This is a genomic window from Frischella sp. Ac48 (assembly GCF_019641635.1).
GTDB lineage: Bacteria > Pseudomonadota > Gammaproteobacteria > Enterobacterales > Orbaceae > Frischella > Frischella japonica.
The window spans coordinates 21,754-35,362 of sequence record NZ_JAETXP010000001.1; the positions used below are offsets into that span (position 1 = coordinate 21,754).

A 13,609-nucleotide genomic window follows, 5' to 3' on the forward strand; every position below is an offset into this window, starting at 1 on the left:
CACATTCTGGCTTTCTACATGTATACCTTCATTTAATGCGCTTACTTTATTAAATCCGCTAGATAGAGCGTCACTACTTTATATTTTACGATTGCTTAATCAATAACTGCGCAAATTTTATTCCTACGAATTATATTATAAAGGGCGAATACTTTCATCATCAATTTTTGCTTCAAAAAATTGACATAGCAAAGCGACTTTACTGTCCGAATTGACCGCCTTTCTAGCTTGGGTACATTTATCCTGAAAGATGACTTCACGTACTTCTGCAGGAGTTGAATGTGTATTGTCATCATCAATCACAACATCAATATTGACGATTTGCTGACGATAACTTGCTAATGCTTCACTTAATCGCCTTACATTGGCTGGATTTTTTACTAAATGAGCATATGCTGATCGCACATGTAATATTATATGTTGCTCATCAATGTGTTCTAAAAAAGCATTAATTGCAATTTGTTTAATTAAAGGTGGTAAAGCTAACCTCTCTATTTCAGCACTCCAAGCATCAATCTTTATTGCTTCTTGGATGAGTTTTTCAACCAGCTCAGGCGTTTTTTCATGTTCAAAAGCTGAACGAATCGACTTAGCATCTAATTTATTATCTACATTAGCGGTAAAATGCTCACTAAACTGCCACTGATAGGTTTCAGCAGTTTCAGCCTCATTTGTTATACTATCAAATGAGGTTGTTTCACCATTCTCTTTAGCGACGTCTATCGTTGGTAAACTTAATTTTGTGTTAATTTGTTCGATTTTATCTTTTGGCATAATCGATTGTACAGGTTCAACCTGTTTAGACTTTTTTAAGGTTTTTTCACCATCAATTAATTGTTGTCTAGCTGACAAAATCGATTTAGTAATATCTGATATGTTCTCACTATCTGTAATTCCTGTTTCTGGTCTAGTTGATGATGGTTCTGCAGCAACAACACTGTCATCTTGTCGAAACTTAGTGGCTGGATTAACCACATATTTATCATTACTACTGGAATTGGTATGAATCGCTGCTGGTTCGGGAGATGGCGTGTTATCAATGATTTTAGCCTGAGTCATATCCGCACCGGCTGATGCAAAATATTTTGGCATAAACGCCAGAGCTCTTAAAAAACTCATTGCGACAGCCATCTTTTTATCAGGTGCATAATCAAGTTCTTTACGTCCATTTATCAAAATTTGATAAAACAGTTGGACATCGTTTGGAGGCATAGCCTGGGCTAAATAGCGGATACGTTGTTCAGCGTCAGCATAATCACCTAAAGCGGTTGGTACAATCTGTAAAAATGCAATTTGTTGTAATAATGCTATTGTTTCTACTAATAAATTATCCCACTCAACACCTTGTTTAGCAGCAGTTTCGAGGTGTTGCATTAATCCACTTCCATCGGCATGATAAAGCGCTTCGACTAGTGCAAACGGTAGGGTTTGATCTAATGTGCCAAGCATCATCATTACAGCAGATGTTTCTACTTGACCATTACCTAAGGCAATCGCTTGGTCAGTTAAACTTAATGCATCACGCATACTACCATTTGCAGCTTTAGCTAATAATTGTAATGCTTTTTCTTCGTGATTTATTTGCTCAATATGCAAAATTTTCGCTAATTGATTTTTAATCAATGTTGCATCTAATACATTCAAATGTAAGTGTAAACAACGGGATAAAATCGTTACAGGTAATTTTTGTGGATCGGTAGTTGCCAACAAAAACTTAACATGTTCTGGTGGTTCCTCAAGTGTTTTAAGTAATGCATTAAAACTACTACGCGATAACATATGCACTTCATCAATCAAATAGACTTTAAAACGACCTTTTGTCGGTAAATATTGAATATTATCAATTATTTCTCGCGTATCTTCTACCTTGGTACGTGATGCGGCATCAATTTCTAACAGATCAACAAATCGACCCTGTTCAATGCTGAGACAATTATCACAAACACCACATGGCGTGGCTGTGACACCTGATTCACAATTTAAGCCTTTAGCAAATAAGCGAGCTATCGTCGTTTTACCTACTCCACGCGTACCGGAAAAAAGATAAGCATGGTGAATTCGCCCTAATGATAATGCATTAGACAAAATCGTTAATACCTGCTCTTGCCCGACGACTTCACTAAACAATTTCGGTCGCCATTTTCTGGCTAATACTTGATAACTCATAATTGATAAAAAAACCTTATAATGTTTATCACCGTTATTAAGAACGGTTAGCTAAATAAATATTGTTCATGATTATTATGCGTGTACTATCATAGCATAGTTTTGTGACCATTTTAGGTTAACGATTATCGCTTAATTAATTATTTTTTGTAATAAACCGCTAACAACATAGCTAAACACAGCATCATAATAGCACAGCCTAAACGATGGGATAATAGATAATGAAAATGTTGCCAAGAGATAGACAACTTACAATGAAGTTGGCATAAATGATAAAAGTATTATTCAAAATGCCTGACATTATAAGTGGCTAAAATTAATTAGTATAGCCTGTATACTACAATGTATTATAATAGTTAGATGATCAATCAATTGATTTACACCATAACTAATCAATCCACAATACGTCGAGCGCTCAAGTAGTGATTACGCCAATAATGATCGTTTAGATTTGAGTATTGTACCCCATTTTTAGTTGACGCATGCAAAAATAAGCCGTTTTTATAATATATACCGACATGTAATCCTGTTGTACCACGGCCACTTTTAAAAAAGACTAAATCACCTGCAGATAATTGCTTCACCGCTTTACCCTCTATTATCTGTTCTTTAGTAACTCGTGGTAACACTTTACCTAATTTCTGATGATAAAATGTCTTTGTCAAGCCTGAACAATCGATCCCTTTTGAATTATTGCCCCCATAGCGATAAGGCGTTTTTTTCCATACCTGATAAAATGATTCGATCTTTTTTATAATTTGTGGATGTGATTGATTGTCAGCATATAAACTAGATTCGGAACTACATGCCGTCAAACAGATAACTAAAAAAAATAGTAGATTACGTAAATTAATTAACCGATTGCAATTCATTGGCCACATTATCAATTACCTCTTGTCGTTGTTCACTATAACTGCCGATTTTGATCTTTTTATTTAAGCTCGACCACTCTTGATGGATTCGGCTAACTTGTAAAGATCGAGGTAATTTCCCTTTCTTCCAAGCCGATTCATTCAATTTTTCTAATACAATTGGTCGCTTATCGGCATGTGCACGTGTTGCTAAGCTGGCATTTAATTGCATTAAACGTATCGATAAATAACAAATCACCGCATCATCAATACTCATTTTAGTATAACCTGCAAAATGATTTTTAATTTTTGAACCATAATGTTTAATTGCTTGCGCCAATCCACCAACGGTCGCGCCAATTAAAGCGGCCGACCCCAATGTAATGCCCCCTAAAGCTAAATCAAAACTAGCACCAATTGTGGCACCTGAAATCATTCCTTTACCAACGGAAATTCCAACTAATTTAATTGCTTCCAAATTAAACAAATCGTTAGAAAAACGCCCTTCCACTAAGGGGAGATTTTCGTTGGTTTCGTATGCTATATTAAAACGATACAATTTGAGTAAATCGTTAATGGCTTTATGTTCTCGTTGACGTACTTTATTCTGCATAATTTTTGCAATCGAAGTAATATCATCTTTTGCTTTTTCACTATAAGCTGCCACATCGATCAATGCTTCGGCGATAATCAATTTAGCAGTCTGTTGCCGTGTTAGACGTTGTTGATTAATACGTTCCTGCCATAAACTTAATACGACATTAGCCGATTCTAGTAATAATGATAATCCACTATATAAACGTTCCTCACCTTCAAGGGAAGGAAATACTGCATCGAAACGTACCGTAATATGAACACCAACCCTTGACAATAGCTGCTTCCAGCCTTCTTCATAAGGTGAATCACTCGCTGTAAAATTCAATACTGCTAAAATCGGTTTATCACTGTAGGTCAAAACCGCTAATTCATCATGATATTTCGCCAATATTGGTTCTCTGACATCGATCACATAAATTGCGGCTTGGCTATTTAATAATTGGCGAATAACTTTGGCTTCTTGTTCAAATTGATATTTTGCTTCGGGACTCGCTAAAAATTGCTGTAATTTATCTATACCGTCTTGCTTCGGGTTATCACGATTTAAACGTGATATATAATCAAATAGCGCAATACTATCTTCCAGTCCTGGAGTGTCATAAAAGACAATTTTTTTTCCTTGATTGAGCGAAAATTTGATTGCCTCAACATGTCTAGTAGTTCCTGGCTTATCGGAGACCTTACCTAGTTCACTATCTTGCGTTAAAGTACGTAACAGAGAGGTTTTCCCAACATTAGTATGACCTACAATGGCTAAATTAAGTTCATTTAACATCATTCTCACCTAATTATTTAACCAAGTAGGATTAGCTTGTTCAAGTTGTAGTGACTGTATACAGTCAAGCCAATTGTGAAATTGACGCCCCTGATTGATTAACCAAATACGACAATGATGTGATTTACCCTGTAAAGATTTTATTAAATGTGTAATGCCTCGTTCAGGAGAGCGATCGGTATCAATTGCGATCAATAATTTTTCTGCTGGATAACGTTGTAAATGCTCTAAAACCTGTTTTTGTTGTTCATTAGTATTCATAAAACCTAAAAAATTGGTATTATTTGGTATCGACCAACTTTCCGCAATTTCGATAGCCACTAAAACATTCTGTTGACCTTGAATTGGAATGTTGTCGATTTTAGTGGGCTGGTTATTCGCATAAACAATTTCTTTATCAATTATCGTTTTACTTATATAAGACTCTAAATCGGGCAACAATAACTGATATTCGGGAAGTTGAATATCTAGCATTATGCTTCGGCAAGCCACTCGCCATTTTATCCAACAAAAGATGAGTAATCCAAAACGAACGAGTACGCCATAAACAATAAAAACGCCTAATAACCATATTGCCCAGGCAGATCTCGCCTCTGCTGCGGCAATTGCCTGATCGCTGGTACGTATGATCGCATCGTCGGGTATCGAAAACCCAAGCCATGAGGGAATTTCTCCTAACAAATAGGTTATTTTAACTACAGTATCCGTAGTTAACAATGTCGTTTGCCATTCAAAGCTATAGTGTTTGGTTGAGAGTAAGGCGATAAGTATAAATAATGCCATAATCAAAAGTACTGACCATAGCAAATTAACCACCATACCAATTAACCAACGAATTTGTCCACCAAACAAAGATATCAATGCCGGCAATAATTGAGTTACTGTATTCTTTTTAGTGAATTTTTGCGTTAACCAAGACCAAATATAGACAAAGAAACTTCCACTTTCACTCGGTAAGATAATCCATGATAATAGCCAGATTGTTAACATTAAAAAATGAAAACCTAACAAACACACTAAAGCCCAATACAGATTAACAGGATTGGTCGCTAAGGCACTAAATGCTATACCAGCACCACTAAAAAAAGCCAATAAAACCAATAAAAACAACGAGGTATAAGCTGCGCGCAACCATCTAATCTGGGCTAATTTAACCCCATATTGTATACTAATCGTCTGAGCGCGTTGGATGATTCGCTGAGCTAAATTACCATCCATCGCTCTTGCCTGTCGGTTAGCATCATCATCTTGAAAACGACCGTTATCCTTTTCAATTAAACGGATGGTTTCAGTTAACCAAAGCGATTTAAGATATTGATTCATAAAAAATTAATGTGATACTGGTTACAGTTTTATTTATTATACACATTATTTTTTTAACTGTGCAGGTTTTGTTTTTATCAGGAGTAGAAAACATTGTTTTTGGGTAATTTTATAATCTATTGTTTTTTATTGCTTTAATATTCAATTTTAATAAATTTATTCTACATTTAAACGCTATTTATTAATATTTAAACACTACACAAAATGATTATAATTAGATAGTTATTACGATCCAGAAAGATCATACCTTTGAAACATTATTGATTTTCTCCTCAATGATATAGATAAACCTTATCTCTTCTACTCAGTTGTTAATCCAATTATATATAATTTGATAAGTTTAAATCATTTACAAAGCAATGTAATTATTTCAATTAAGATAAATATCGATCGCAGCGTAAGTGATTTAGATAATGTCTAAAGATAAATTAAATTTCATAGCTAAATGTTTAAAATAAATTCAATTTACATTTTAATTATATCGCATTTTTATTAATCAATATTTCAATAATAATATTTTAAAATATCCACAGATTTACAAACTAATATATTCGGTATTATAGTATCTAGCATGTTGTTTAATACATAATCAAATAAAATCGCATGAACAAAAAAAATTTTTTTAATAGTAAATTTGTTATTTTTTTATTATTCATCATTGTATGTTTGACATGGGGAACCACATGGATTGGTATAAAAATTGCGGTTGAAACGGTTAACCCGCTTCTAGCTGCCGGTTTACGTTTTGTGATTGCCTTTCCTTTTTTAATTTTAATCACGATTTTCGCAAAATCACCAATATTATTTCCCAAAAAAACAGGGCACTTTTTCATATTATTAACGATATTTTATTTCACGATACCTTACTATTTGATAAGTTTTGGTGAACAATATGTATCATCTGGTTTAACATCTCTCCTATTTAGTACCATGCCTATTTTTTCTATTCTTTTTGCTAAAATAATTCTCAAAGACAAAATTTTTATAAATCAGTTAATAGGTATCTCAGTCGGTTTTCTTTGCTTGATCTATATTTTGATATCAGAAGGGTTGGTTAATTCGTATACCGATTTTTTGGGGGTTATCTCTATCCTTTTAGCGGCATTAATGCATGGTTTCTTATATGTTTATTCGAAAAAAGCTGGTGAAGGCATAAATGTTTTTACCTTCAATACACTTCCAATTGGCGTCGCTGGCATTATGCTATGTCTTTTAAGTTTTTATTTTGAAGATAATCATTTCCAAAATATATCTTTAAATAGTTGGTTAGCATTAATTTATCTAGGTATTTTCGCATCAGTAGGTGGCTTTATAGCCTATTTCTTTTTACTCAAGCGAATGAGTCCAGTTATACTATCATTTATTTTCATAATTTTTCCCGTTGTTGCGATTTTCATTTCATCTATTTATGATAATAAAATCATTTCGACTAATTTTATTATCTGTACTATTATCATGTTGTGTGGTTTTGCAATAACTAAATTACCTATTGATTTTTTTAAAAAAGAAAATGCATAAAGTTTAGATAAAAAACCACATGATATTAAAAAGAAATTAATAAAAATCTTTCTTATTACTATCATGCGGTTTTGTCTTGGTACATAGTTCAAATACGGCAAAAAAATATTAAAAAATACTATTTAACTAAAACCTCAACCCTCTCCATGAAACGAGAAAGCAATTGATATTGAGCATCTCGATTTTATTTAATTGTCTATGAGACAGTGATAACTAATAGCGCTATACCGTTAATTAAGGCTTCTTTTGAACGACTAATCTGCCAACAAACATTAACAGTTAAATATGTTTTATTTTACAAACTAAACATCAGTAATATGAAATGCAAAAAACACTTTATCAGATAAAAGATTGGCAAGCTGGTCTTTTTATATGAACTAGTTCATCAACCGTATGGTAACCCCAGACAAAAGTGGAAAGTTACCACGGTATAATCAACCTCAGCCATTGATTTAAGTTGTTAAAATCTAGCTAAAACTTTAATCGGAAAAATACCAAAATCCTTGATTAATCAAATCTAACATGCCATTTAACAACGTAGGATCATTAAAATCTTTTTCAGTTAGTATTTCTTTCTGACATAATAAATCAATATACTGCTCGTTCAGAGCAATTCGTTGGCTATGTATAAACCCTTGCTTTCCGATTTTAAATATTCGGATGCTCGGAACTCGGTGTAATTGCGAACCATCATTGATTTCTTGCTGTAGTTCTTCAAATGTGTAGGGTGGATCGAGTGGAATGATATCCAGTTCATGCATTGGTTGTGTAATATGCTTACCAAACCAATCAATAAACAATTCTTGATTATTTATCAATTGGCATAGCTGTGATTTAAGCATCTCAATTTCATAGTTTTGTATTTGATAAGGTGCCTGTGATAATTTTAAATCAGGATCTTGGTAATAAATCTGTTTATTTACAGTATCTAATACGTAATCAGCAAAGCTACTTAACATCTCTTGTGAACTTGGTGTTTTGAAACCCACTGAATAACTTAAGGATTCTGTCAAACTGATACCATTATGTGGAAAACCCACTGGAATATAGAGGATGTCACCTGGATTCAATTCTTCATCAATTATCGGTTGATATTCCTCAACATGTAATAATGCCGGATGGGCACAAAATTCGAGATAATTAGGATTTTTGTCACCTACCATCCAACGGCGTTTTCCCATACCTTGTATTATAAATACATCATAATTATCAATATGCGGCCCAACCCCAGCTTGTGCAGTTGCATAAGAGATCATCAAATCATCAAACTGCCAATGTGGTAATACGCGAAAAGGTTCTATCAGTGTTGCAGCAGATTCATGCCAGTGATCAACAGCTTGAACTAAAAGCGTCCAGTGGCTTTCCCCTAAATGATCATAACTTTCAAATGGCCCATATTGCGCATCCCATTTACCATCTTTGTTAGTAACAATGCGACTTTCAATGTCTTCTTCTAACGCTAAACCAGCTAACTCATCTGGTGTGATAGGATCACTGAAATTTGCTATTCCTTGCCGTATCACTACTGGTTTTTTTTGCCAATAAGTTGTCAAGAAATGCTGCCAATTTATGGTTAATTGATTTTTCATTTTACATCCTATAATTTATCTTTTTGATTTATTTAGAAGCAACCACTTTAGCCCGATAAATAAAATTTAGTTTATTATTTATTAAACTAATTTTCACATTACCACCATGCTGCAGTTCTCCAAACAAGATTTGCTGTGCCAATGGTTTTTTAATCTGCTCTTGAATAATGCGGCCCATTGGTCTGGCCCCCATGGTTTTGTCGTATCCACAATTAGCTAAATAGTTATTTACCTCTTTAGTCAGGCTTAATGAAACGTTTTTATCTTTTAATTGGTCTTTTAATTCTGTTATTAACTTATCTACTATTTGTAACATAATTGGTTTAGATAAATGTTCAAACCAAATAATATTATCTAAACGATTGCGAAATTCAGGACTAAATACACGCTTAATTTCTAACATCGCATTATGACTATTATCTTGCTGTGAAAAACCAATCGACGTTTTGATGGACTCTTGTACACCAGCATTCGTTGTCATGACAATGATAATATTTCGAAAATCAGCTTTTCGTCCATTACTGTCTGTTAATGTCCCATTGTCCATAATTTGCAATAACAAGTTATAAATATCGGGATGTGCCTTTTCAATTTCATCGAGAAGTAATACAGCATAAGGATGTTTTAATACTTGATCTGTTAGCAATCCACCCTGTTCAAAACCAACATATCCAGGTGGTGAACCAATTAAACGGCTAACTGTGTGCGATTCTTTATATTCCGACATATCAAAGCGCAAAAGCTCAATACCAAGCATTTTGGCGAGTTGTAACGTAACTTCGGTTTTCCCTACTCCAGTTGGTCCAGCAAATAAAAAAGATCCAATCGGCTTATGATCGCGACCTAATCCAGCTCGATTTAGTGTTATGGCATCACTTAATACATTTATTGCTTTATCTTGTCCAAACACTACCGATTTTAAATCGTCCGATAAGTTTTGTAATTTGGTTTTATCGGAAGTAGATACGGTTGTTTCGGGAATACGAGCCATTTGAGCAATAATTTTCTCAATATCGACAGTATCGATGATTTTTTTCTGTTTTTTAGCTGTAAGTAAGCGATTTTGTGCTCCAGCTTCGTCAATAAGATCTATCGCTTTATCCGGTAAAAATCGATCAGGTAAATATTTAACAGATAACTCAACTGCGCTTTTCAGTGCTTCCGGCGTGTAGGTTATATGATGAAATTGTTCATATCGTGATTTTAATCCCATCAATATTTTCACAGTATCAGCAATGGACGGTTCAGTTATATCAATTTTTTGGAAACGTCGTGCTAATGCACGGTCTTTTTCAAAGACGCGATTATATTCCTGGTAAGTGGTTGATCCAAAAACACGAATTTTACCAGATGCTAACAATGGTTTAAATAAACTCGCTGTATCAAGCTTACTTTCTCCTGTCGCACCGGCCCCAATAATGACATGAATTTCATCAATAAATAAAATACAATTTGGTTGCGATTCTAACGCTTGAATCAATTGCTGAAAACGTTTTTCAAAATCTCCTCGATAAGTGGTACCAGCAATCAAAGCTGAAATATTAAAGGAATAGATTGTCGCCTTTTTGAGTACTTTAGGTACCTTGTTTTGTTCAATTAACCAAGCTAACCCTTCAGCAATCGCTGTTTTCCCTACTCCAGCTTCGCCCACCAAAATTGGATTATTTTTACGTCGTCGGCAGAGAACTTGCATCACCCGTTCAATATCTCGTTCACGACCAATTATTGGATCAATTTGACCCTCTTCTGCTAATTGATTGAGATTTGTGGTATAGAGTAAAAGTGGATCTTGATTTAATTCTTTATCGCTTTCTTTATTATGATGCGATTCAAAGAAATATTGATGTGCCTTATTATAAAACGATGAGTCAGACTCCAACCCAAAATCTTTACTGCTTGAGCTACCGTAATGTAATTCAGATAAATATTGGGTTAATGTTAACCAATCTAATCCCATACAAGTTAATAAATATACGATTTGAGAATCTTCTTCACCAAGAATAGCAACTAACAAATCACTGCAAGTAACTTCACTTTTCCCCGCTGATTGAACCTGAATAATTGCATTTTCAATAACACGATGAAATGCCAGTGTTGGTTCGGTTTGTTGGTTAAGTCCAATATTTGATAAAAATGTCGCATTTTCTTCAATATACCAATTAATCTCATTAATGAGATGATCCATATCAATGTTTAGGTTATTGAAAATTTGGATGATTGATTCATCTTTAAGTAATGATAGTAAAAGTTGTTCAACAGTAAGATATTCATATCTTAAATTTTGTGCTTTTGTAAATGCATCATTAATTACCGATTGTAATGGCTTACTAATCATGACGGTATCTGCTCCATAGTACATTTTAACGGAAACCGGTGTTGGCGAGCATAATGATTTACTTGGTACACTTTAGTTTCAGCAATTTCTGCCGTATAAATACCACAAATCGCTTGCCCTTTTTTATGAATGGCAAGCATAATTTGTGTTGCCTCATTTTCTTCAAAGTTAAAGTATCGAATTAACACTTCAACGACAAATTCCATCGTGGTGTAATCATCATTATGTAAAATGACACAATATTTATTGGGTGGAGCCAAACTTTTTAGACTCAGATTTTGAATACTTTGCCTTACGCTCATAATTAACACTCTACTTATTGTTCATTATCAGTTATAATACCTATTTTTAGTTATGATTAATACTTAATTTACGTCAAGAAGTTATTGTCATACCAATCACTCACGTAACCTATTAATTTTTTAAACTTTAGACTATTGACTAGTTTTTGATCAGTTGTAAATAAATCCCATGAATGATATTCGTAACATTATTGCGCCAGAAAACACTTTAGTATTATTTAGATGGTTAACCACCGGTAAACTTAATCTTAATTCGCTTTGGGAAAGTAGAGCATTTCGTTATAAATTCGCGTTACGTGCCCTTTTTGTCAGTCCAATAACCTTTAAATGGCTCAGTCACCTAGCCAGATATCCGCTAATGGGTTATTTTTTTTCGCGACAATCTAATTTACCATGTAAGCTTTTACGCCCTTATTTATCTTCTTGCCTGAGCAAAAAAGCCTGTTTTCAAGCTCTTGTATATCATTACAATTTTTTTTCTGCGCATAGTGAAAAGCTTACTCAAGCATTTTACAATCATCCACCTTTTTTGTTAGCTGATTTGTTTACCAAAAATGCTCACAAAATTCGCGTAATGATTCAGGCAAAAAATAAATATGCTCGCGAAGGCGAAATTACACTCTATCTGTTTGATGAAAATAATGTTGATTTAGCTACATTAACCTTTACTATAATGCAATATGGTCAAAAATCATCATTATTTATTGCAGGTTTACAGGGTCCTGACCGTGATGATGCCAAATCTGCGATTCAACAAGCTACTAAAGATTGCTATGGTTTGTTTCCAAAGCGTTTAATTGTTGATGCAGCTCTCACACTTGCTGACGTTTTTGGTTTAAAACAAATTGTTGCAGTCAGTAAAAATACTCATGTCTATAATAATTGGCGTTATCGAAAACGTTTTAATCGTGTCCATTCTGATTACGATGAAATATGGCAAACAATAGGCGGTAAACAAAATTCACAAGGTTTGTATATTTTACCCAATACCATTCACCGAAAAGCTATTGAAGAAATTGCAAGTAAAAAACGGTCTATGTATCGTAGTCGTTATGCTTTACTAGATGAATTACATGAATCAATTCATCAGCGAATGTCAGCTTTGCTATAATCAGCAATAACTATCGAATGAAATGGTCAAAATTCAGATTTAGTAACTTTTAATAAAGGTTTTGAATGCATTATTATGTGATAACATGATAATCATTAGTATAATTAGGATGAATAAAGACATGTGGTTTGGTATTTTAATTGCACTCGTTCCGCTTTTTATCGGTTATTCAATTAAATTGAAAAATGCCGTTTGGATTGCACGAGTAAATAAATCATTAAGTTATTTAGTCTATGCTATATTATTTTTAATGGGGAGTGGACTGGCACAATTAAATGATTTATTGAATAATTTACAAACCATCCTTTCATCAACAATTATATTATTCATCTGCAGTTTTGGTTTTAATGTAATATTTCTATTAATTTTAGATCATATTTATCCATGGCGAAATCAAGCTAATCACCGTGAGCTTCCAGCACGATGGAAGATGATTTTAGAATCATTAACTATTTTTTTTGCTTTAATAATAGGCTTTGTTTGTGGCCTTTTACCTTTAGCTATATGGCAATATAATCAAATTTTTAGTGAAGTTATTCTGGTGATTCTTTTAATATTGGTCGGTATTCAATTACGTAGTAATAACATTACGGTAAAACAAATCGTGATAAATCAAGTGGGAATAACTACAACGCTCATCGTAATTTTATCGACATTACTTGGTGGTTGGCTTGCGGCTTATTTGCTCAAATTGCCGGTCAATACTTCCATGGCAATGTCCGCCGGATTTGGTTGGTACTCACTTTCGGGCATTTTAATGACCGAGGCACAAGGCGCTGTTGTTGGAAGTATCACTTTTCTTAGTGATATTCTGCGAGAATTGTGCGCTATTATGTTGATACCGAGTCTAATTCGACGTTATAAACTCACAGCATTAGGCATTTGTGGAGCAACATCAATGGATTTTACTTTGCCCATGTTACAAAAAGGAGGTGGTATTATGATGGTGCCGCCAGCAATTGTACAAGGCTTTCTATTGACGTTGATTATGCCAATATTAATGACATTACTTAATTATTATTTTTAGGACATTGTAAATTGC

At 33.8% G+C, this 13,609-nt stretch carries 10 protein-coding genes; 3 read left to right on the plus strand and 7 right to left on the minus strand.

All coding sequences use genetic code 11. The annotated features are described in order from the left end of the window. Positions 1 to 135: 135 nt before the first annotated feature. The 4 genes from dnaX to JMI89_RS00105 all read right to left on the minus strand — a co-directional run bounded on the left by dnaX (position 136) and on the right by JMI89_RS00105 (position 5,712). Positions 136 to 2,166, minus strand: coding sequence for a DNA polymerase III subunit gamma/tau (dnaX, locus tag JMI89_RS00090; RefSeq protein WP_220679008.1), 2,031 nt, complete (start codon positions 2,164 to 2,166; stop codon positions 136 to 138). A 392-nt stretch (positions 2,167 to 2,558) separates the two neighbouring features. Then, a complete protein-coding gene (locus JMI89_RS00095; RefSeq protein ID WP_220679009.1) occupies positions 2,559 to 3,038 on the minus strand; it encodes a C40 family peptidase in 480 nt (159 codons plus the stop codon). Then, a complete protein-coding gene (locus JMI89_RS00100; RefSeq protein WP_187755511.1) occupies positions 3,016 to 4,389 on the minus strand; it encodes a GTPase/DUF3482 domain-containing protein in 1,374 nt (457 codons plus the stop codon). Before JMI89_RS00100 ends, JMI89_RS00095 begins: the two co-directional genes overlap by 23 nt. 9 nt (positions 4,390 to 4,398) lie before the next feature. Continuing rightward, positions 4,399 to 5,712: a DUF2868 domain-containing protein gene (locus JMI89_RS00105; protein WP_220679010.1), complete on the minus strand. Its 1,314-nt coding sequence runs from the start codon at positions 5,710 to 5,712 to the stop codon at positions 4,399 to 4,401. 603 nt (positions 5,713 to 6,315) lie between these two features. Between JMI89_RS00105 and JMI89_RS00110 the strand changes: the two genes are divergently transcribed. Further along, entirely contained in the window at positions 6,316 to 7,230 is a 915-nt protein-coding gene (locus JMI89_RS00110; RefSeq protein WP_220679011.1) for a DMT family transporter, read from the plus strand. A gap of 479 nt (positions 7,231 to 7,709) precedes the next feature. Here JMI89_RS00110 and JMI89_RS00115 read toward each other — a convergent pair whose 3' ends face one another. Genes JMI89_RS00115 through clpS form a run of 3 tightly spaced genes read right to left on the minus strand, consistent with a single transcriptional unit; the run spans position 7,710 to position 11,456 of the window. Further along, positions 7,710 to 8,819 (minus strand): cupin domain-containing protein, encoded by a 1,110-nt coding sequence (locus tag JMI89_RS00115; protein ID WP_220679012.1) that lies wholly within the window; start codon positions 8,817 to 8,819, stop codon positions 7,710 to 7,712. Between the two features lie 28 nt (positions 8,820 to 8,847). Then, entirely contained in the window at positions 8,848 to 11,154 is a 2,307-nt protein-coding gene (clpA, locus tag JMI89_RS00120; protein ID WP_220679013.1) for an ATP-dependent Clp protease ATP-binding subunit ClpA, read from the minus strand. Further along, complete coding sequence (gene clpS, locus JMI89_RS00125; protein ID WP_220679014.1) at positions 11,151 to 11,456, minus strand: ATP-dependent Clp protease adapter ClpS; 306 nt, start codon at positions 11,454 to 11,456, stop codon at positions 11,151 to 11,153. The genes clpA and clpS overlap by 4 nt, the downstream gene beginning before the upstream one ends. A 169-nt stretch (positions 11,457 to 11,625) precedes the next feature. Here clpS and JMI89_RS00130 point away from each other — a divergent pair, with 169 nt between their 5' ends. Then, complete coding sequence (locus tag JMI89_RS00130) at positions 11,626 to 12,567, plus strand: VirK/YbjX family protein (protein WP_220679015.1); 942 nt, start codon at positions 11,626 to 11,628, stop codon at positions 12,565 to 12,567. Between the two features lie 121 nt (positions 12,568 to 12,688). Continuing rightward, positions 12,689 to 13,594 carry a lysine exporter LysO family protein gene (locus JMI89_RS00135; RefSeq protein WP_220679183.1) on the plus strand — a complete coding sequence of 302 codons (906 nt, stop codon included), beginning with the start codon at positions 12,689 to 12,691 and terminating at the stop codon, positions 13,592 to 13,594. Positions 13,595 to 13,609: the final 15 nt, after the last annotated feature.

What these genes read in the sequence shown, in the direction of transcription:
- JMI89_RS00135 (WP_220679183.1), top strand. Translation starts at nt 12,689, where the DNA reads ATGTGGTTTGGTATTTTAATTGCACTCGTTCCGCTTTTTATCGGTTAT.
- clpA (WP_220679013.1), bottom strand. Translation starts at nt 11,154, where the DNA reads ATGATTAGTAAGCCATTACAATCGGTAATTAATGATGCATTTACAAAA.
- JMI89_RS00100 (WP_187755511.1), bottom strand. Translation starts at nt 4,389, where the DNA reads ATGTTAAATGAACTTAATTTAGCCATTGTAGGTCATACTAATGTTGGG.
- JMI89_RS00115 (WP_220679012.1), bottom strand. Translation starts at nt 8,819, where the DNA reads ATGAAAAATCAATTAACCATAAATTGGCAGCATTTCTTGACAACTTAT.
- JMI89_RS00130 (WP_220679015.1), top strand. Translation starts at nt 11,626, where the DNA reads ATGAATGATATTCGTAACATTATTGCGCCAGAAAACACTTTAGTATTA.
- JMI89_RS00110 (WP_220679011.1), top strand. Translation starts at nt 6,316, where the DNA reads ATGAACAAAAAAAATTTTTTTAATAGTAAATTTGTTATTTTTTTATTA.
- dnaX (WP_220679008.1), bottom strand. Translation starts at nt 2,166, where the DNA reads ATGAGTTATCAAGTATTAGCCAGAAAATGGCGACCGAAATTGTTTAGT.
- JMI89_RS00105 (WP_220679010.1), bottom strand. Translation starts at nt 5,712, where the DNA reads ATGAATCAATATCTTAAATCGCTTTGGTTAACTGAAACCATCCGTTTA.
- clpS (WP_220679014.1), bottom strand. Translation starts at nt 11,456, where the DNA reads ATGAGCGTAAGGCAAAGTATTCAAAATCTGAGTCTAAAAAGTTTGGCT.
- JMI89_RS00095 (WP_220679009.1), bottom strand. Translation starts at nt 3,038, where the DNA reads ATGAATTGCAATCGGTTAATTAATTTACGTAATCTACTATTTTTTTTA.